Raw genomic sequence first — 20391 nt, forward strand, 5'->3', positions numbered from 1 at the left:
CAAAAGAGGATCCGCAAACGGAGGGAACCAAGGTGCCGACAGTCACCGACAAGGCGGAACCCAAGAGTAACTTCGCCAAGGCCGCGCAGGAAAAGTCCACCGGGAAAGGCGCCGGCAAACACACGAAGGGTGACAGCAAAAGTGCCCGGAGCGGCCGGGGCTGGCTCTGGCTGCTGTTGTTCGTCGCGGTCCTCGGCGGCCTCGGCGCCTGGGGCTGGTTCAACTGGCCGCAACTGCAGAATACGCTGGCCGAACATCTGGATTTTCTGCCCGCCAATCGCCAATCCGGTTCAGATCCCCGTCCGACAGAAGCCGAAGCTGCCACCGAGACCACCGCCGTCGAGCCCGAAGCACCGGCGCCGTCCACCCCGGCCGAACAGCCGGGGCTGCCCGATAGCGGCGAAACTGAAACGACGATGGCACTGCAGCAGGCAAACGAGGCGCTGCGCAACCAGATACAACTGCAGAGCCGCACCCTGGTGCAGATGCAACAGCAGCTGGCCACCCTGCAACGCAGTGTCGCCGCCCAGGGCAGCAGGCTGGGCGAACTGGGCAATGTCAGCCGCGACGACTGGCAGTTGGCCGAGGCCGACTACCTGCTGCGCCTCGCCAACCAGCGCCTGATGCTGGAGCGCGACAGCCGCGCCGCCCTGGGCCTGCTGGAGGAAGTGGATGGCATATTGCGCCAGGTGGACATGCCGGATCTCTTCGGCGTGCGCCAGCAACTGGCTCGCGATATCGCCGCGCTGAAACTGGTGGAGAATATCGATCGCGAGGGCCTCTACCTGCAACTGGGCGCGCTGGAGGATCAGCTGATACGCGTCAGTATCCAGCCGCAGTTCGATCTCGCCACCCGTGACCCGGCGGAGAATAAGACGCAGACTGAAACCGCCGACACGCCCGCCTGGCGGCGCAGCTGGCACAACTTCAGCCAGTTCGTGCGCGATTCGGTGCGCGTGCGCGACGGCGACATCGACCCGGTATTGCTGTCGCCGCAGAGCGAGGCGCGCTTTCGCCAGGGCCTGCGCCTGAACATGGAGCAGGCCCAGCTGGCCCTGCTGCGCGGCGACAGTAGCGTGTACAAGGATGCACTGCGAAGCGCGCGCGAACAGCTGCTGGAATACGGCGCCGACAACCGCCAGCGCGCTGTACTGCTGCGCGAACTGGAGGCACTGGGCAAGCAGCCTATCGAAGCCGATCTGCCCAGCCTGGCCGCATCACAGCGGGCACTGCACGACTATATCGAGCAGCTGCACAAGACCTCTGCACAGGGAGGTGACACCCAGTGAAACGCTTCCTATTTGCCGCGCTGGCGCTGCTGCTGTTCGGCGCCTTCCTCACGGAAATGATCCGCAGCTACCCCGGCTACCTGCTGATTGCGATCGGCGGCGAAGTCGGCAAGAACATCGAAGTGAACCTCTGGGTTGCGGTCATCGCACTGCTGCTGGGCCTGCTGGCGCTCTTCTTTATCATTCTGCTGGGGCGCAGCCTGCTGCGCGGTATCGGCGGCAGCGTCAGCCGCATTCGCTTCGGTCGCCAGCGGGTCGCGCGCCGCCGCCTGACCAACGGCCTGGTTGAATTTATGGAGGGCAACTGGGCCCGCGCGCGCCGCCAGCTGCTGAAGAGTGCCCCGCGCTCCGAGGCACCGCTGATCAACTACCTCGCCGCCGCGCGCAGTGCCTTCGAGCTGGGCTACCGCGACGAGGCCAATGAACTGCTGGCCAAGGCCGAGGCCTGCGGCGACGACACCCGCCTCGCCGTTGCCCTCAGCCAGGCGCGCATGCAGCTGCTGGACAAGCGCTACGAGCAGTGCATCGCCAGCCTCGAGCGGGCCAAGCAGCTGGAGCCCAGGCACCCCGCCCTGCTGCAACTGTTGCGACAGGCCTACTACCGGCTGGGCGAGTGGAACGGCCTGCGCGAACTGCTGCCGGAACTCGAGAAGCACGCCAATATGCGCGAGGAAGAACTGCAGCAACTGGAACTGGAGGTCTACCAGCACCAGCTGGTGGACGCCACCAACCGCCGTGACAGGGAAAAGCTGCGCGAGACCTGGCAGGGACTCAGCGGCCGCTGGCAGCGCAATATGGAACTGCGCAGCCTCTACGCGCAACAGTTGCACCAGATAGGCGACGACGTGGAAGCGGAGAAGCAACTGCGCTGGCTGCTCAACCGCGAGTGGCGCGCCGATATGGCCAGGCTCTACGGCTGCCTCGCCGGTGCGGATGCCGTAGCCCAACTCACCGTCGCCGACGGCTGGCTGAAGGAATACGGCGAGAACGCCGACCTGCTCACCTGTATCGGCCGCCTGTGCCTGCGCAATGAACTCTGGGGTCGGGCCCGGCAGTATTTCGAGAAGAGCCTGCTGCTGCGCTCGGATCCCGCCACCTCCGCCGAGCTGGCGCGCCTGCTGCACGCCCTGGGGGAAACGGAGCAGGCGGCCAGACTCTACGAGGAGGGACTGATGCAGGCGGTCTCCGACCTGCCGCAGCTACCGCTGCCCGGCCAGGAGCGCCCGCTGCTGGGCGCCGGGGCCTGACCTCCATAACCGACCTTTCTGCAGTTCTTGGGACGGCACCGCGCATCTAGCTCCAGAGGCGGAGCCTGGTAACACCTTTATCGAGCGGAAATTGTCCAATCAATCGATTGAGCGCTTTCCGCAACGTTTCGATATGATCAGCGGCCCGCTGACAGTTGCGGGGCGCGCCACTGCGCCCGGCTGATCCGCCACTCCACCTGATACCAGCCGCGCTCGACCATCCACGCCGGGCCCGGCTTGACCTCCGCCGTTGCGCCGAGGGATTCCGCCAGCCGCGCTATGCGTCTGTTTTCACTGACAGTACCGCCGTAAATTTCCCGCAGTCCCAACTTATTAAAGCCGAACTCCACCAGCGCCTGTATTATCTCAAGCGCATACCGATATCGGCCCCAGAAATCCGGCGCCAACTCGATACCCAATTCCGCCCTACCCGGCTCCGACTCTCCAGTACGCAGGCCGCAGCAACCGATCAGCGGCTGAGTAACGTCACGCCGAATAATCGCCAGCTGGTAGTTCAGCCTGGGCACCTCTTCGGCCCAGTCTTTAAATAATTTCAGCAGCTTCCGCGCATGCTCAGGATCCCGATGCTCTATCCCATAGAATTCGTGGGAACGAGGGTCTGCATGATAGGCTACAAAGGCAGACACCTCCGCGTCTTCGAAGTATCGCAGGAGGAACCTTTTGGTCGAAATTTGCATATTGGTAAGCATCTCTTCATGGACTGCTCCGACCCTTTACAGCGGGAAGGCACAGTCGCTTTCTATGTGCAAATCATCGGGTTTCTTATTGTGATGAGTGTATACGTGGAATCGACTCCAGTTCCTTTATGATGTCAACCGGCCCGGTGAGCCGAATTTGAACTGGAAATGACTCCATTACAATGACGTCCTTAAGCACGCCTTTCCGCTCTAGCTCGAAAACCCGCTCCAGGACCGGATCTGGAGACTCTGCACTGCCGACGATGGTTACAGTGACAGTTCCCTCTCCCGGTGCAGTCTTTTCCGCGCCAGCCTGGGAGCAAGATAAACTACTCAGGCTTATTGCTATCACACACAAAATTTTCTTAATCAATTTTTACTCCTGTTATAACATTATGAAACTGAGCAGTTGGGAAACTGCCTTTCTCTCGTATGCGCTTAATTCTCACGGCCCCAGGCTTTGCTTTCCTGGTATTCGCTATAGCCACCAATAGAACAAAAAAGCCAATGGTGAACCAGCCTTGCCATTCCTGCACCTATTCCACCACCAACTACTAGATACCAGATCTCGCCATCAGGGCCTTTAGCATCTAGTCCTATACCATGATAAATGCGAAACAAATACATTGGTCCTAGGAGAAAAATGAAAAGTGTCACCATCGCAGATAACCCGGCAACAAACCTATAGAGAAATCTCCTCACTGAAAGCTCCTTTACTGACTAGCGAGATATATTAGGTCGCAATCACGTGCTTGTCGCGTGCATTGCACGTTTATGCTGTGGTGAAGGGTCGATAGCCAACCTTCTGTAAAGCGCAGAATCAGTGACATTGCCATTGATTTCCCATCGCTGCCGTAAAAGTCCCTTTTGATAGAACCCGAGTTTTTCCAGTGATCTCGCTGAGGCCTGATTATCAGGATCACTCTCAGCCTCAACTCGACGGAGCCCCAATGAATTGAATCCATATTGAATTAATCCTTCCCCTGCTTCACTAATATAACCTTTGGCCCAACAGCGCCGATCCAGGCCAAATCCGATCTCGGCACGTTTGGATTCTTCGTCATGGTCGAATAGCATGCACTTGCCAGCCAGCTCACCTATGGAGCTGAGATATACGCCGAGGACAAGGGACTCCTTACGCAGCATCGAATTGTTGCTGTCATTCGCGAAATCACGGGCATCTTGAGTTCCCACCCAGGGTGCTGTATTCCAGTACCTCATAACCTCCGGGTCAGAGAATATTTTCAATCGGCTTTCCGAATCGTCGGTGGTTAAAGGTTTCAAGGTTAACCGAGCAGTTTCTATTACAGGAAAGAAACAACTCCACTGACATTTATTTCTCCAATTTGCAATGCATAACGAGGCTGTAGAAAAACAGATTCAGGGCTATCGCGTTCTACAGCCATTCTTCAAATTATCGATGACCACGATTTGAGTACAATCCTTTTGCATAATCACTCACACCATCCATCTGAACGAGTGACTTTGTGGATATCCCAGCGGACTCAATGAATCGCCCCCTAATTCACCAACTTCTCGATGTTGTGCACCAAGCATAGTAACCGCCGCTGTCCCTGGACCTTGACACGCCCCCTGGAGATTTTGATGAGCCGGCGCAGGTCTTGTTCTTCGCAGGCTATGCGCAGTGCAACCGGCTCGGCGCGTCGGTGGGCGTTGAAGGCATTGGTGTTGGTGTACGCCGGGGCTCTCTCGCGCTCGTCGACGATGATCTCAATTGTGGTCAGGGCCTTGCTGCCACAGTCGGACTGGCGGTAGCGTAAGGCACAGAGTCTTTCCCCTTAGCGTCACTGAAATCGCTGTGCGCTCCATTCTCCGGGGCGCATGGTTTTGATAACTCGCATTTTCTCCCCCCTGAGATCTTCGCTTGTATTTTTTGCCTTACAGGCCGAGCTTGGACCAGATGTCATCGACCCTTTTCACTACCTCTGGATCCCGTTCGATCGGCTCACCCCACTCCCGGCTGGTTTCCCCCTCCCATTTATTGGTGGCATCGAAACCGATCTTGGAGCCGAGTCCGGAGACCGGCGAGGCGAAGTCGAGGTAGTCGATGGGTGTATTTTCCACCATCACCGTGTCGCGGGCCGGGTCCATGCGCGTGGTCATGGCCCAGATGACATCCTTCCAGTCACGGGCGTCGACGTCGTCGTCGGTGACAATGACGAACTTCGTGTACATAAACTGGCGCAGGAAGGACCAGACCCCCATCATCACGCGTTTGGCGTGACCGGGATACTGCTTCTTCATGGTGACCACGGCGAGGCGATAGGAACAGCCCTCAGGCGGCAGGTAGAAGTCGACGATTTCCGGAAACTGCTTTTGCAGTATCGGCACGAAGACCTCATTCAGGGCCTCTCCCAGGACTGCCGGCTCGTCCGGCGGGCGACCGGTGTAGGTGCTGTGGTAGATGGGGTCCTTGCGGTGGGTGATCTTTTCCACCGTGAAAACCGGGAAGCGGTCCACCTCGTTGTAGTAACCGGTGTGATCGCCATAGGGACCCTCGTCGGCCATATCGTCCGGGTGGATGAACCCCTCCAGTACATACTCGGCACTGGCCGGCACCTGCAGGTCGCTCAGTGTCGCGTTGACCACCTCGGTCTTGTCACCGCGCAGCAAACCGGCGAAGGCGTACTCGGACAGGGTGTCCGGCACCGGTGTGACAGCGCCGAGTATGGTGGCGGGGTCGGCGCCCAGGGCAACGGCTACCGGATACGGCTGACCGGGATTGCGTTTGCACCAGTCGCGGAAATCCAGCGCGCCGCCGCGGTGCGACAGCCAGCGCATGATCAGCCGGTTTTTACCCAGCAGCTGCATACGGTAGATACCCAGGTTCTGGCGCTTCTTCTCCGGGCCGCGGGTGATCACCAGGGGCCAGGTGACCAGGGGCGCGGCATCGCCGGGCCAGCAGGTCTGGATCGGCAACCTGGTCAGGTCCACCTGGTCGCCGCTCAGTACCTCCTGCTGACAGGGGGCATTCTTCACCACCTTGGGGCCCATATTCAGTACCTGTTTGAATACCGGCAGCTTCTCCCAGGCGTCGCGCAGGTTCTCCGGTGGCTGCGGTTCCTTCAGGAAGGCGAGCAGCTCGCCCACCTCCCGCAGTTCACTGACGCTCTCACGGCCCATGCCCAGGGCCACGCGCTCCGGGGTACCGAACAGGTTGGCGAGTACCGGCGTGTCAAAGCCCACCGGGTTTTCGAATAGCAACGCCGGCCCCCCGGCGCGCAGCACGCGGTCGGCAATTTCCGTCATTTCGAGTCGGGGGTCTACGGGGTGTTGGATGCGTTTGAGCAGGCCGCGCTTTTCCAGCAGCTTGATAAAGTCGCGCAGGTCTTTGTATTTCATGCAGTACCGGGCACAGGGAATGAATCAGTGCGCAGTGTAAAACAGTGGGGACAAAATGGGGAATGGCGCCCTGGGAAAACAGGATGCTGAGAGAGGGGGAGGCTTTAAAACGGCCCGCAGCGGAAGCTGCGGGTCGCGAAATTTTTAAGCTGTAATCAGCTTAGAAGCGGGGACGACGCGGACGATCTTCGCGCGGCTTGGCTTCGTTAACACGGATGTTACGGCCAGACAGCGGCTGATCATTCATTTCTTCGATCGCTTTGCGCGCTTCGTCGTCATTGGGCATTTCTACGAAACCGAAGCCCTTAGAACGGCCAGTCTCACGGTCGGTAATTACGGTAGCCCGAGAGATTTCTCCGAATGCACCAAAAGCTTCGTGCAGGTCATCAGAGGTAACGCCGTAGGCCAGATTTCCAATATAGATATTCACAAAAAGTTCTCACTAGAGTATGTGGGCTGTCGTGCAGTCACAAATGGATAACCAGCTCCACCAGATCATCCATCTGAGATTGGCCCTTCGACGGGTATACCCTGGGCCAATTCGGTCGGGCGCCGCTTCGTTCAGTACCTGATCAGCGCCACAATGTGGGACTTTATATGCCTTACGGCGCGCCTTTTCAACTGAATTCGGCGCAAAAAATCGCCTTATTCATTTCCCGATACAAAACCGGCGCCATTATTTGGCGCCGGTTATAAACGATGATTATTTCCGTTTCATGGACAGGAAGAACTCGTCGTTGGTCTTGAAGTCCTTCAGCTTGTCGATCAGGAACTCGGTCGCGGCCAGGTCTTCCATATCGTGCAACAGCTTGCGCAGTATCCACACCCGCTGCAGCTCGCCTTCCGGCATGAGCAGCTCCTCGCGGCGGGTGCCGGAGCGGCGCACATTGATGGCCGGGTAGACCCGCTTCTCGGCAATCTTGCGATCCAGTTGCAGCTCCATATTACCGGTGCCCTTGAACTCCTCGAAAATCACCTCGTCCATCTTGGAGCCGGTGTCGACCAGGGCGGTGGCGATGATCGACAGGCTGCCGCCCTCCTCGATATTACGCGCGGCGCCGAAGAAGCGCTTGGGACGCTCCAGGGCGTGGGCGTCCACACCGCCGGTCAGTACCTTGCCGGAGCTGGGCACGGTGGTGTTGTAGGCGCGCGCCAGACGGGTGATGGAGTCGAGCAGGATCACCACGTCCTTCTTGTGTTCAACCAGGCGCTTGGCCTTCTCGATCACCATCTCGGCTACCTGTACATGGCGCGCCGGCGGTTCGTCGAAGGTGGAGGCGACCACTTCGCCGCGCACGGAGCGCTGCATCTCGGTCACTTCTTCCGGGCGCTCATCGATCAGCAGCACGATCAGGTGGCACTCCGGGCTGTTGCGGGTGATGGCCTGGGCCATGTTCTGCAACATGATGGTTTTACCGGCTTTCGGCGGCGCCACGATCAAGCCGCGCTGCCCCTTGCCGATCGGCGCCACCAGGTCGATGATGCGGCCGATCAGGTCCTCGGAGGAACCGTTGCCGCATTCGAGCGTCAGGCGATCGTTGGGGAACAGCGGGGTGAGGTTTTCGAACAGGATTTTGTTGCGGGCGTTTTCCGGCTTGTCGAAATTGATTTCACTAACCTTCAGCAACGCGAAGTAGCGCTCTCCCTCTTTTGGCGGGCGTATCTTGCCGGCAATAGAGTCGCCGGTACGCAGGTTGAAGCGGCGAATCTGGCTCGGTGATACGTAGATATCATCCGGGCCTGCCAGGTAGGAGGAATCTGCGGAGCGCAAAAAACCAAAACCATCCTGAAGAATTTCCAGCACACCATCGCCGTAGATATCCTCACCGCTTTTGGCGTGGCGCTTGAGGATATTGAAAATAATATCCTGCTTACGCGAGCGGGCCAGGTTCTCAAGGCCCATGCCTTTGGCTATTTCTATCAGTTCTTCAATGGGTTTGGTTTTTAATTCGGAAAGATTCATACCAATTGCTTTATTAAGGTTTCTGTTGTCAATTGGCGCGGACGCGCCGGGAATATTGAGGAGGGATCGGAGTTTGGGTATTTGCCCGTTTCTGCCCCACAACACTGCTGTGCCATTTCCTGTCGGCCGCGCGAAAGCTCAAGGGAACTCATAATCTGCTCTGTATCGAAAACAATTCGAGCAGTGTTCGATACGGATAAGTTCAGCTCGAGGAGTTTGCGCGCCGGGGATGGTCAGAGACCGTGCGGAGGGGCGTCTTTGTCAGCTCGTCGTCAGTGGTTAGCCCGACTCGTCTGAGTAATTTCAAGATTACTTGGCAGTATAACGGCTGTTTTCCATCCTGCAAAGGGAATTCGACCCCCTGCAGGATGGATTTGCCGGCATTACAGCTGGCTGTCGATAAACTCGGTCAGCTGGGCCCGGGACAGGGCGCCGACCTTGGTGCCTTCCACATTGCCGCCCTTGAACAGCAGCAGGGTGGGAATACCGCGCACATTGTACTTGGCCGGGGACTCCTTGTTGGCATCCACGTCCACCTTGACGATCTTCAGCTTGTCGCCGTAGTGGCCCGCCAGGTCTTCCAGAACCGGAGCGATCATCTTGCAGGGACCGCACCACTGGGCCCAGAAATCCACCAGTACCGGGCCCTCAGCCTTCAAAACCTCGGCTTCAAACTCGGCGTCAGTTACGTTGACGATCTCGCTCATATTGCTTTCCTGTTCTCTGGTCATCTTGGTTTGCCGGCAGGTCTCGAGGGTCGGCCGGCATTGCGCGACATAATAAGGACAGCCAGTCCCCGGCCGCAAGGCGTTTTCCGGTAGATGGGGCCGGCGCCACAGGCTTTCAAGCCCCCCCCACGGCTGTTCCAGAAACCTCTGCAGAATCTCATCAAGAGCGCCCGCGGCCTCCCCGCCGGGAAATCCGCTCCTCGGGTCGGGCTCCGTTCAGGGCTGCTCCAGGAAGCGCTGCAGAATCTCATCAAGATAGTCAAAGCCGAATTCGCTGGCGGCGATGCGCTGCGCCAGCGGCTGCACCAGCTCCATCGCCTCCAGCGCCGGCCACTGTTGCTGCAGTACTGCCGGTGACGACCCGGTGTAGCGGCGGAAGCTCTCCAGCGGTACGCCGTCCACCAGGCGCAGCGCGTTCATCAGGAACTCCAGCGGCAGCTCCTCGGGCTCTATATCGTCGCAGTGGGGAAGCGCCAGCACACTGTGAATCAGGTCGTCGCGCGCTATCGCATCCGCACCTAAGTAGTGGCGTGGCGCACGGGTGCGGCGGCTGCGCACTATGCGGCCTTCCGCGGGCAGGGTCACCTTGCCGTGGGCGCCGGCGCCTATACCCAGGTAGTCGCCGAAGGACCAGTAGTTGATATTGTGGCGCGACTCCAGGCCGGCGCCGCTATAGGCGGACACTTCGTAGCGGGCGTAACCACAGGACGCCAGGTAATCGCGCCCGCTGCCCTGCATGCTGGCAATCAGGGCCGAGCCGGGCGTAACCGGCGGCGCGCTGTAGAAAGCGGTGTTCGGCTCTATGGTGAGCTGGTACCAGGAGATATGCTCCGGCTCGAGGAACACGGCGCGCCGCAGGTCTTCCAGCGCCGCCGCCTCAGTCTGCTCCGGTAGGCCGTGCATCAGGTCCAGGTTGATATTGTCAAAGCCGGCGCGGCGCGCCATTGCCAGTGCGCCGGCGGCCTCTTCGCCGCTGTGTATGCGCCCCAGGTTCTGCAGTTGTCGCGGGTCGAAACTCTGCACGCCGATGGACAGACGGTTGATCCCCGCGGCGCGATAGCCGGAAAACTTTTCCTGCTCGAAGGTTCCCGGATTGGCCTCCAGCGTGATCTCGATATCCGGGGCAAAACCGACCAGCTCTTCCGCCATCTGCAGAATCGCGCCAATGGCTGCCGGCGAGAACAGGCTCGGCGTGCCGCCGCCGAAAAAAATCGACTGCAGCCTGCGCCCCTGCACCCAGGGCAGCTGACTGCCCAGGTCGCGGCGCAACTGCGCCACATACTCCACCTCCGGCAGCCCGTAACCGGATGAGTCGGGTCCCGCCGCCTGGTGGGCATCGGCACCGCTAGTGTGGGTTACGGAGTGGGAGTTGAAGTCGCAGTAGGGGCACTTGCGCACACACCAGGGGATATGCACATAGAGACTGAGCGGCGGCAGCTGCAATTGCGGGGCGTCAGACAAGATCACTGCCGCCCATAGTTTCACGCCAAAGCGCCTCAAACTGCTGTACCGCCAGAGCGCGGTGGCTGAGACGGTTCTTCAGCTCCCGCGACAGCTGCGCCGAAGTCATGCCCTGGGACTCGACGAAGAACAGCGGGTCGTAGCCGAAACCCTGCTCGCCGGCGGCCTCGCGCAGTATGCGCCCGCGCCACAGGGCGCTGCATACCAGCGGCACCGGATCGTCGTGCCGGCGCACGAAGGCCAGTGCACAGTGAAAGCTGGCGTTGCGCCGCTCGTCCGGCACCTCAGCCAGGGCTTCGAGCAGCTTGCGGTTGTTTTCCGCATCGGTGGCTCCGGGGCCGGCGTAACGGGCGGAATAGATGCCCGGCGCGCCGCCGAGTGCATCCACGGCCAGGCCGGAGTCGTCCGCCAGCGCCGGCAGGCCGCTGATGCGACTGGCGTGGCGCGCCTTGATCAGCGCGTTCTCGATAAAGCTGAGCCCCGTCTCCTCCGCGCCCGGCACATCGAATTCCGACTGGGGCAGCACCTGGATATCCCAGCCGGCAAACAGTTGCGAGAACTCCCGGAGCTTGCCTGCATTGCCGCTGGCCAATACGATTTTTTTCACGATCGATTTCTTTTTCGGGTCAGACAAATAAAAAGCGAGCGCTGCGCGCCCGCTCTCATCATTCAATGGCCGCGGCCCGGTGAATTACTTTTCCAGCTTGCGGCGGAAATTGATGGTTTCGGATCTGCCATTGGGCAGTTTCACGTCGATATTGAAGGTGAGCGTCTCCTCGTCCTCGAACCGCAGCGGGGCCAGGTAGTAGACGGCATCGCCCTCTCGGATCTCCATGAACTTCAGCGGCCGCGACTGCTGGATCAGGTTGGTGGCGGTACCGGACAATTCCGAACTCAGGCCGTGCTTGCCGCCCGCCTTTTCCACCACCGACACATTGACAAACACCCGGTCCTTGGCGCGCACCAGTTGATAATTCTGTGCGATTTCCGGTTTGATGAACTCGCTGTTGAATACCGAGTAGATCACACGGTAATCGCCGAAGTCCTCGTGACTCTTGATGATCTTGGCTTCCTGCGCGGCGGCGCTGGCAGCCCAGAAGAGCAGCGCCACTGCGGCGGCTGCGGCTAGGATGCGTTTCACGGTTGACCTCCCGTATGCGGCTGCACAGCGGCTTTACTGAAGTCCGGCTGGCGCCTTTTTGCATGTGCTTTTTTAGTTTAGCGAGTCAGGTGGTAGATCGCCGTCTCGCCGCACAGATTGGGCAGAAAATCCTTGAATGCCGCGCCAATCCTGGTCTCGGATACTACCTGGCGGTGCAGGATAGTCCAGTTGTTCTCACGACAGAGGATTTCAAAATCGCGAAAAGTACAAAAGTGAATATTGGGCGTGTCGTACCACTCATAAGGTAATAAATCCGATACCGGCATGCGCCCGGAGAATGCCAGGTGCCAGCGCGCCTTCCACTGGCCGAAGTTGGGGAAGGTGATGATGCACTCGCGCCCCACCCGCAGCATTTCCCGCACCACCAGGTGCGGCTGGCGCAGTGTCTGCAGCGCCTGGGTCATGACCACGGTATCGAAACTGCCATCGGCGAAGTTGCCCAGGCCGGCGTCCAGGTTCTGCTCCACCACGCTGACGCCGCGCTCCAGGCAGCGCTCTATCTGCGCCGGGTCTATCTCCAGGCCGTAACCGCTGATGCGCTTGTTTCTGCCCAGCTGCTGCAGCAGTTCGCCGTCGCCGCAGCCAAGGTCTAGCACGCGGGATTCCGGCGCTATCCAGTTCTGGATCACATCCAGGTCTATACGCATCAGTTCACCTCCCGACCTGTTTCCGCGGCCACGCCATTCATATAGGCGGTGAACACCCGCTGGTAGCGCTCGTTGGGCAGCAGGAAGGCGTCGTGCCCCATGGCGGACTCTATTTCTGCGTAGCTGACCGGCACATTGGCGTGCATCAGCGCGTCGGCGATCTCGCGGGATCTCTCCGGAGCGAAGCGCCAGTCGGAGGTGAAGGAGACCAGCAGAAAGCGGCAGCGGGCGTGGGAGAAGGCCGCTACCGGGTCGTCGCCGTATTCCCGCGCCAGGTCGAAGTAGTCCAGTGCGCGGGTCATCAGGATATAGGTATTGGGATCGAAGCTGCCGGAGAAGCTATCGCCCTGGTAGCGCAGGTAGCTCTGCACCTGGAACTCCACCTCTTCGTCGGTTCCGAGGCTGAAAGTGCCCGAGCGCAGCTCGCGGCCGAATTTCTTGCCCAGGCCGTCGTCGGACAGATAGGTGATATGCCCGATCATACGCGCCACCGCCAGGCCGCGGCGCGGCAGCCGCTCTTGCTCCAGGTAGCGGCCGCCGCAGAAGTCCGGGTCCGAGGTGATCGCCTTGCGGGCCGTCTCGTTGAAGGCGATGTTCTGCGCGGTCAGCTTCATCGCCGAGGCGATCACCACGCAGTGGCGCAATCGCTCCGGGTATTCCAGCGCCCAGCGCATCGCCTGCATACCACCGAGACTGCCGCCCACCACTGCGGCCCACTGATCTATGCCGAGCAGGTCCGCCAGGCGCGCCTGGCTGTGTACCCAGTCCCGCGCGCGCAGCGGCGGAAAATCCGGTCCCCAGGGCTTACCGGTTGCCGGGTTGATCGAGGCCGGGCCGGTGGAACCGTGGCAGCCACCCAGATTGTTCAGCGACACCACGAAGAATTTATCGGTATCGATCGGTTTACCGGGACCTATGTAGTTGTCCCACCAGCCGGGACGCTTGTCCTCGGGTCTGTGGCGGCCGGCGGCGTGGTGGTGCCCGGACAGCGCGTGGCAGATGAGTACCGCATTGCTCCTGTCCGCATTCAATGCGCCGTAGGTCTCGTAGACCAGGGTGTAGTCCTTGAGCGTGCGCCCACAGGCGAGGGGCAGCGGCTCGGCAAAAACGTGACTCTGCGGCACAACGATGCCGACGGAGCCGGACTCGGTAGTGCCGCGTGCGGATGGTGATGAAACTTTTACCGTGGACAAGGCAGTCGTGATTTCCGGATCAAAGGGCCGTAAACGGATGGAAGACGGGCAAGTTTACGGGAGCGGGGAGGCGGAATACAAATGGACGGGCGCCGGGCGAGCGGAGCCGCAGCTCCGCCATACCGGGTTTCGGTACTACGCCGGGGCCTTCTTCAGCGGCGTGACATTGTCGGCCCGCGGCGCCGGCGCCACCGGCTGCGGCGCGGAGCTGCTCTGGCGCAGCAGCTCCTCGAGCGAGGCCAGGGCGCTGTCGTTGCGCAGTATCTCCTCTTCCAGCGCGCGCAGGTCGGTGCGCTTGCTCTGGGTCTTCTGCTTCAGCTCGGTAAGCTTGATCAGGTGCCGGTTCAGCAGGTGTTTCTGGTACTGCACATGCTGCTTCAGCGGCTCCAGCGCCTGATCCAGCCAGCCGTCGGCGGCGGAGATCATCTGGCTGTAGAGGCGCCCCACCTCGTTGGCGAGGGTGGCGACAAAGCGCTCGGTAAGGCGGTTGCGCCGCGCCAGCAACAGCTGCGGTGAGCGGCGCAGCTGCGCCGCCTGGCGGTGCAGGCCCCGCAGGGCGACGCGGAAGCTGTGGATATTGAAGTACTGCTCGTGGGCCTCCTGGCTGCCGAGACTGGAGCGCTCGAAGATGGCATCCAGCAGGCGATTGGCCTGATCCACCTCGCGCTTGAGGTTTTCCATCTGGTGGTCCACCCCGTCCATAAAACCGTCGATGGCCTTGGCCAGGCCCAGCGGCGTCCAGCGCTCGTGCAGGGCGCGGCTGGTGTCGTCGATCAGCAGTTGCAACTGCTGGCTGGAAACCGGTGCCAGCAGGGAGGCGCGCTGGCGGGCCAGCATGCGCTGGCTGGATTTCAGGGTCAGCAGCTCCTGGTGACACAGCTTGTGCTGCTCACGCACCGTCTGCTGCAGCTGCGCCAGCTCGTTCAGCTGCTCGGAACTGGTGGCGCCCTTGCGCTGCAGGTGGGTCAGGGCGGCGCGGCCGCTGTTCAGGCGCCGCTTGAGCAGGTCGCGGGTATCCGCCATCAGGGTCAGCGCCTGGTGCAGGGAGCGGTGCTCCGCCACCTTCTGGCGGTGTTCCATCAGGCGCTGTACCAGCAGCTTTTCGAATTCGGCGAAGCGGCTCATCTGCAGCAGTTCCGGATCCTGCTGCTGGCGCGCCAGCAGCGCCTTCTTGGCCGACACCCCCACCACGTTCTCCTGCGGCAGATCGAGGAGCTTGCTCACCTGGGCGCGCATGCGCCGCAGCAGCATACCGGCGTCCTCTTCCGGATCGTCCCAGAGGGTGTCGATCTTGTTCAGCAGCGCCATCACCGCGGTGCCGCGGTGTTCGCGCAACGGCACCAGGTGCGTCTCCCACATGTTCAGGTCGGTACCGCTGACACCGGCGTCGGCAGCCAGCAGGAAGGCCACCGCCTGGGCACCGGGCAGGGTGCTGAGGGTCAGCTCCGGTTCGTTGCCGAGGGCATTCAACCCGGGGGTATCGATAATGCGCAGCCCCTGGGACAGCAGCGGGTGCGGCAGGCAGATAAGCGCATAGCGCCAGGCCGGGATTTCCACCAGCTTGCCCTTGCCGTCCAGGTGACGGCGATCGAAGCCGTAGCGCGCCGCCTCTTCCGGCGTCACCGATTTGCTCGCCGCCACCCTTATCAGGGCCTCGCGGGTGGCCTCGGCGTCCTCGGCATCGAATTCGTGGGTCACCCACTTCTGCGGTATGCGGCGGAAACTCTCCAGGCTGGTGTTGGTGGCCAGGGTCTCGATCGGCAGCAGGCGCAGGCTGGCCTGCTCGCCGCCGTCGCTGAAGATCTCGGTCGGGCACATGGTGGTGCGCCCGGGCTTGGACGGCAGCAGCCGCTTGCCGTAGGTGTGCGACAGCAGCGCGTTGATCAATTCTGTCTTGCCGCGGGAGAACTCACCCACCAAAGCCAGGGTGAACTGGTCCTCGGCGAGCAGGGCGCGGGCCTGCTGTACAACCTGGCGCGCGCCGGCGGAATTGGGAAAATGCTCCCGAAGCCAGTTGTTGAAGCTGGCAAACTGGCGATCCAGGGCCTTTTTCCAGCGGTCGTAGTCGGCGATATGCTGGCGCAAGATGGCGTCTTCCATGTAATTGATGTTCTTTTTATCTACTGCACGCGAATTTTGAGCCGATTATTGTCGGCCAATGGCGGGGATTATAGAAGGTCTGGGCCGCACAAAGTGCGACCCAGTACGCGGGAAGCGGGGGAATCAGAAGCCGGGGATATGCCAGAAGAGGCTGTAGACGAAAGAGGGCATATTGGCCATCTGCGCGAAGCCGAACAGCAACTTGTCCGCCACCGTCAGCAGGATAAACACGAAGATGGGGCTGATATCGATCATACCCAGCGGCGGTATCAGCTTGCGCACCGGCGCGCAGAAAGGCTCCAGCAGCTGGCGCAACAGCAGTAGTGCCGGGTGGCTGCTGTGGGGCGCTATCCAGCTGAAGATAATGGAGATCAGCATGCCGACGAACACCACCGCGATCACCGTCATGGTGCAACCGATCAGCGACCACAGCAGCGCACTGAGCGGATTGATCAGGCCGGCACCGGCGAGCAGGCCACAGCCGATAATCATCACTACACCCACCAGCAGCGCCAATACCAGCGACGCCATGTCGATACCGAACAGGCCCGGAATCACCTTGCGCAGCGGCAATAGCAGCGGGTTGGTGACCTTTACGATGCCCTGGGAAATGGGGTTGTAGAAATCCGCCCGCGCCAGCTGCAGCAGGAAGCGCATCAGCACCGCAAACAGGAACAGGATGCCCAGGGTGGCCAGCAGGAAGACGCCGATATTGCTGAAGGTGTTTACCATTGAAATTCCCTTTGGGGTGACAGGTCTGCGGTGCCACTGGCATCGCGCGAATTATTGGTCCAGCTCCCGCGCCATCTCGGCGGCGCGCTCGGCGCAGTCGCGCATGGCCTGCTCCACCAGTTGCGGCAGGCCGCCGCTCTGGAAACGCCTTATCGCGCGCTCGGTGGTGCCGTTCGGGGACATGACATTGCGCTTCAACTGCGCCACATCCACATCACTGGCTGCAGCCAGTTTCGCCGCCCCCAGGGCGGTTTGCAAGGTGAGTCGCTCGGCGTCGGCGCGCGCCATGCCGGCCTTCACTGCCGCGTCGATCATCGACTCCATAAACTGGAAATAGTAGGCGGGACCCGAACCGGATACGGCGATCACGCGATCGATACCGGTCTCTTCCTCGACCCAGAGAGCGATCCCCACCGCCTCCGCCATCTGTGTGGCAATCTGCCTCTGTGCATCGCTGACACCCTCGCCGGCATAGAGGCCGGTCACGCCGGTGCCGACCAGTGCCGGGGTATTGGGCATGGCGCGCACTATCGGCACGCCGGCACCGAGCCAGCGCTGGTAGGCGGACAGCGGAATACCCGCGGCCAGGGTGATTACCAGGGGTTTGCGATCGCTCACTATGCCAGCCAGGGATTCGCACAGCGCCTTCATCCCCTGTGGCTTGACCGACAGCACCAGCACATCGGCATCGGCCAGTGCGGCGGCGTTGTCGGTGCTCACCTGCACACCGGTGCGCGCGGCGAAATCCGCTAGCTTTTTGTGGTCGCGCCCGGTGGCGACAATCCTGTCCGCCGGATAGCCGCTCGCCACCAGGCCGCCGATCACCGCGCCGGCCATATTGCCGGCGCCGCCGATAAATACCATCTTGGGTTCTGTCACTACTACCTCTGCGGTTGTGCGCAGACTGTGCGCTGATTGTTTCGACCAGATTATGGACGCGGCCGCGATCAAATAAAAATCTGGCGGCCTTTTGCCCCGACCGCAGCACCACTCGCCGCAAACCGTTGGCGCTATCGCCGGCGACTTTTACTATGAGGTCGCGCATCACAATAACAAGGAACGCAGATGAACAAGTCCAGACCCCTCAGCTGGCTGGCACTCGCCCTCGGAATGGGCGCCGCCAGCCTGTCACTCGCCGCGGTGGAGAGCCGCACCCTCAACAACGGTAACCTGGTCATGGAGGATATTCCGGCGATACCCGAGTCGCTCGCCGAGGACCTCAACCGCTACCAGAATGTGCGCTCGGCGGCGTTCCAGGGCTGGGTCGAAGGAGAGGATGGACTCTATATCTCCACCCGATTCGGCGAAGTCAACCAGCTGCACCGGGTCGACAGGCCCGGCGGCGCGCGCCAGCAGCTGACCTACTTCCGCGAGCCGGTGGGCCAGATCAGTCCGCGGCCGAACTTCTCCGATGTGGCCTTCACCATGGATGCCGGCGGTAGCGAGGACACGCAGATTTTCCTGTTCGACCCCGCCACCGGCGCCAGCCGCATGATCACCGACGGCGAATCCCGCAACGGCGCCATGGCCTGGAGCGATGACGGCAGCGCCCTCGCCTACCAGAGCACCCGCCGCAACGGCAGGTCCAACGACCTATGGATAACCCGCTTCTCCGCCAGCGGCCACAGCAGCACCCTGGCACTGGAATCGCCGGACGGCAGCTGGTGGGGCCCCGCGGCCTTCAGCGCCGACAACCGCCAGCTGCTGGTGCAGCAGTACATCTCGTCCACCAATTCGCTGGTGCACCTGCTCGACCTGCAGAATGGTGAATTGACTCCCATCGCCGGGGACAGCGACAGCGAGTCGCGCAACTACGCCATGGACTTCAGCCGCGACGGCGTCTTCTATGTCAGCGACCGCAACGGCGAGTTCGCGCAGCTGATCCACCGGGCGTCCGCTTCCGGCGAGGAGCGAGTCATCACCGCGGATATCCCCTGGGATATCACCGCCCTGGCGCTGAGCACCGACAAGCGCCGCGGCGCCTTCACCGTCAACGAGAACGGCGTCGACAAGTTGTACCTGTTCGACCCGCGCAGCTTCCGCTACCGCAAGGTGGACAGCCTGCCGATCGGCGTGATCGGCGGCCTCGAGTTCGACAGCGAGGGCGAGCGGCTGGCGCTGTCCATCAATACGCCCAGGACACCGACCGACACCTTCGTCCTGCAGCTGCGCCGCAACCCGCTGCGTGCCGGGGAACTGCGGCGCTGGACCGAGAGCGAGGTCGGCGGGCTGGATACCGGTAAATTCGTCGAGCCGCAGCTGGTGCACTACCCCACTTTCGATGAGGTCGACGGCGAGCAGCGCGAGATACCCGCCTTCGTCTACCGCCCCCGCGGTGTCGAGGGGCCGGTGCCGGTGGTGATTTCCATTCACGGCGGTCCCGAGGGCCAGTACCGCCCCTATTTCAGCAGCACCTACCAGCTGTGGTTGCAGAAGCTCGGCGTCGCCGTGATTGCGCCCAATGTGCGCGGCTCCGCCGGCTACGGCAAAACCTATGTGGCGCTGGATAACGGCTACCAGCGCGAGGACTCGGTGCGGGATATCGGTGCGCTGCTGGACTGGATAGACACCCAGCCGGACCTGGACGGCGAACGGGTGGCGGTATTCGGCGGCAGCTACGGCGGCTATATGGTGCTGGCCAGCGCCATGCACTACAGCGATCGGCTGCGCGCGGCGGTGGACATAGTCGGCATCTCCAACTTCGTCACCTTCCTGACCAACACCCGCGACTACCGCCGCGACCTGCGCCGGGTGGAGTACGGCGATGAGCGCGATCCCGATATGCGCGCCTTCCTGAATAAGATCAGTCCCAGCAACAATGTGGACAGGATCCGCGTGCCTATCTTCGTCGCCCAGGGTGAGAACGATCCGCGGGTGCCGGTGAGTGAAGCGGAGCAGATAGTGGCGGCGCTGCGCGACGGCGGCAAACCGGTCTGGTATATGAACGCGCTGAACGAGGGGCACGGCTACCGCAAGAAGGAGAACCGCGACCTCTTCGCCCAGACCACCGCCCTCTTCTTCTCCGAGCACCTGCTGGCGGAGCCGGTGGCCAGCTGGCAGGCAGACGAAAGTGAAGACGTGCAGTCGGCCGAGCTGGAACGCTAGTCGCGGCGGCCGAAGATATCGGTGCCTATCCTGACCATGGTGGCACCGCTCTCGATCGCCGCCTCCATATCGCCGGACATGCCCATGGACAGAGTGTCCAGGGGCTGGTCCGGCAGCTGATCGCGCAGCTGCCGCAGCAGTTGCGCCAGCTGCGCGAAGGGGCGGCGCTGCTCCTCCACTGTTTCGCGAGCTGCCGGTATCGCCATCAGGCCGCGCAGGCTCAGGTTGGGCAGTTTCGCCACCGCGGCCGCCAGCGCCGGCAACTCACCCGGTGTCACACCGGATTTGCTCTCCTCACTGTCGATATTCACCTGCAAGCAGATATTCAGCGGCGGCATCTCCGCAGGCCGTTGCGCCGACAATCGCTGGGCAATTTTTAGGCGATCGACGCTGTGCATCCAGTGGAATGCCTCCGCCACGGCACGGGACTTGTTCGATTGCAGCGGCCCTATGAAATGCCAGCACAACCCCCGATCCGCCAGATCCGCCAGCTCGCCCTGCTTCTCCAGCGCCTCCTGCAGGTAGTTCTCGCCGAAATCGCGCTGGCCGGCCTCGAAGGCCGCGCGCAGGTCCGGTGCCGGGCGGGTCTTGGAGACCGCCAGCAACGTCACGGTCGCCGGATCGCGGCCACAGGCAGCGCAGCCTGTGACGATCCGCTCACGCACGGCATTGAGGTTTTCGACGATGGTCCCTTTGCGCATAT

At 61.6% G+C, this 20391-nt stretch carries 19 protein-coding genes; 3 read left to right on the forward strand and 16 right to left on the reverse strand.

Features of this window, described 5'->3' with window-relative positions; genetic code table 11:
* Positions 1–32: 32 nt before the first annotated feature.
* Together IG627_RS21165 and IG627_RS03880 are read left to right on the forward strand one after the other, a co-directional pair.
* Positions 33–1289, forward strand: a complete 1257-nt coding sequence (locus tag IG627_RS21165; protein ID WP_193190160.1) for a uroporphyrinogen-III C-methyltransferase — start codon at positions 33–35, stop codon at positions 1287–1289.
* The gene (locus IG627_RS03880) at positions 1286–2536 is read left to right on the forward strand and encodes a heme biosynthesis HemY N-terminal domain-containing protein (protein ID WP_193190162.1); all 1251 of its coding nucleotides are present in this window, start codon (positions 1286–1288) and stop codon (positions 2534–2536) included. Before IG627_RS21165 ends, IG627_RS03880 begins: the two co-directional genes overlap by 4 nt.
* Positions 2537–2673: 137 nt before the next feature.
* Here IG627_RS03880 and IG627_RS03885 read toward each other — a convergent pair whose 3' ends face one another.
* From IG627_RS03885 to proC, 15 genes are all read right to left on the reverse strand, one after another.
* Positions 2674–3246: a GNAT family N-acetyltransferase gene (locus tag IG627_RS03885; protein ID WP_319024496.1), complete on the reverse strand. Its 573-nt coding sequence runs from the start codon at positions 3244–3246 to the stop codon at positions 2674–2676.
* A gap of 426 nt (positions 3247–3672) precedes the next feature.
* On the reverse strand, positions 3673–3936 hold the full coding sequence (locus IG627_RS03890; RefSeq protein WP_193190166.1) for a hypothetical protein: 264 nt from the start codon (positions 3934–3936) through the stop codon (positions 3673–3675).
* Between the two features lie 42 nt (positions 3937–3978).
* A complete protein-coding gene (locus IG627_RS03895; RefSeq protein WP_226864690.1) occupies positions 3979–4518 on the reverse strand; it encodes a GNAT family N-acetyltransferase in 540 nt (179 codons plus the stop codon).
* A 615-nt stretch (positions 4519–5133) separates the two neighbouring features.
* Entirely contained in the window at positions 5134–6597 is a 1464-nt protein-coding gene (gene ubiD / locus IG627_RS03900; protein ID WP_193190168.1) for a 4-hydroxy-3-polyprenylbenzoate decarboxylase, read from the reverse strand.
* Between the two features lie 160 nt (positions 6598–6757).
* Positions 6758–7027, reverse strand: a complete 270-nt coding sequence (locus IG627_RS03905) for an RNA recognition motif domain-containing protein (protein WP_193190170.1) — start codon at positions 7025–7027, stop codon at positions 6758–6760.
* A 273-nt stretch (positions 7028–7300) separates the two neighbouring features.
* Positions 7301–8560, reverse strand: a complete 1260-nt coding sequence (rho, locus tag IG627_RS03910) for a transcription termination factor Rho (protein WP_091388407.1) — start codon at positions 8558–8560, stop codon at positions 7301–7303.
* A gap of 383 nt (positions 8561–8943) precedes the next feature.
* Positions 8944–9267, reverse strand: a complete 324-nt coding sequence (gene trxA / locus IG627_RS03915; RefSeq protein WP_091516465.1) for a thioredoxin TrxA — start codon at positions 9265–9267, stop codon at positions 8944–8946.
* A 237-nt stretch (positions 9268–9504) separates the two neighbouring features.
* Positions 9505–10749 carry a radical SAM family heme chaperone HemW gene (gene hemW, locus IG627_RS03920; RefSeq protein ID WP_226864691.1) on the reverse strand — a complete coding sequence of 415 codons (1245 nt, stop codon included), beginning with the start codon at positions 10747–10749 and terminating at the stop codon, positions 9505–9507.
* Positions 10742–11356 (reverse strand): RdgB/HAM1 family non-canonical purine NTP pyrophosphatase, encoded by a 615-nt coding sequence (rdgB, locus tag IG627_RS03925; protein WP_193190173.1) that lies wholly within the window; start codon positions 11354–11356, stop codon positions 10742–10744. Before rdgB ends, hemW begins: the two co-directional genes overlap by 8 nt.
* An 84-nt stretch (positions 11357–11440) precedes the next feature.
* Positions 11441–11890: a DUF4426 domain-containing protein gene (locus IG627_RS03930; RefSeq protein ID WP_193190175.1), complete on the reverse strand. Its 450-nt coding sequence runs from the start codon at positions 11888–11890 to the stop codon at positions 11441–11443.
* A gap of 77 nt (positions 11891–11967) precedes the next feature.
* On the reverse strand, positions 11968–12558 hold the full coding sequence (gene metW, locus IG627_RS03935) for a methionine biosynthesis protein MetW (RefSeq protein ID WP_226864693.1): 591 nt from the start codon (positions 12556–12558) through the stop codon (positions 11968–11970).
* A complete protein-coding gene (gene metX, locus IG627_RS03940) occupies positions 12558–13751 on the reverse strand; it encodes a homoserine O-succinyltransferase MetX (protein ID WP_226864694.1) in 1194 nt (397 codons plus the stop codon). The genes metW and metX overlap by 1 nt, the downstream gene beginning before the upstream one ends.
* Before the next feature lie 135 nt (positions 13752–13886).
* Positions 13887–15851: a dynamin family protein gene (locus IG627_RS03945; protein WP_193190177.1), complete on the reverse strand. Its 1965-nt coding sequence runs from the start codon at positions 15849–15851 to the stop codon at positions 13887–13889.
* A 123-nt stretch (positions 15852–15974) separates the two neighbouring features.
* Positions 15975–16583 (reverse strand): YggT family protein, encoded by a 609-nt coding sequence (locus IG627_RS03950; protein ID WP_193190179.1) that lies wholly within the window; start codon positions 16581–16583, stop codon positions 15975–15977.
* A 51-nt stretch (positions 16584–16634) separates the two neighbouring features.
* Positions 16635–17462 (reverse strand): pyrroline-5-carboxylate reductase, encoded by an 828-nt coding sequence (gene proC / locus IG627_RS03955; RefSeq protein WP_319024497.1) that lies wholly within the window; start codon positions 17460–17462, stop codon positions 16635–16637.
* A 186-nt stretch (positions 17463–17648) separates the two neighbouring features.
* On the opposite strand from proC, the gene IG627_RS03960 reads away from it, so the two are divergent.
* The gene (locus IG627_RS03960) at positions 17649–19688 is read left to right on the forward strand and encodes a S9 family peptidase (protein ID WP_193190180.1); all 2040 of its coding nucleotides are present in this window, start codon (positions 17649–17651) and stop codon (positions 19686–19688) included.
* Here IG627_RS03960 and IG627_RS03965 read toward each other — a convergent pair.
* Positions 19685–20389, reverse strand: coding sequence for a YggS family pyridoxal phosphate-dependent enzyme (locus tag IG627_RS03965; RefSeq protein ID WP_193190182.1), 705 nt, complete (start codon positions 20387–20389; stop codon positions 19685–19687). The genes IG627_RS03960 and IG627_RS03965 overlap by 4 nt on opposite strands.
* Between the last annotated feature and the right edge of the window lie 2 nt (positions 20390–20391).

This window comes from Microbulbifer taiwanensis (assembly GCF_014904815.1).
In the GTDB taxonomy this organism is placed as follows: domain Bacteria; phylum Pseudomonadota; class Gammaproteobacteria; order Pseudomonadales; family Cellvibrionaceae; genus Microbulbifer; species Microbulbifer taiwanensis.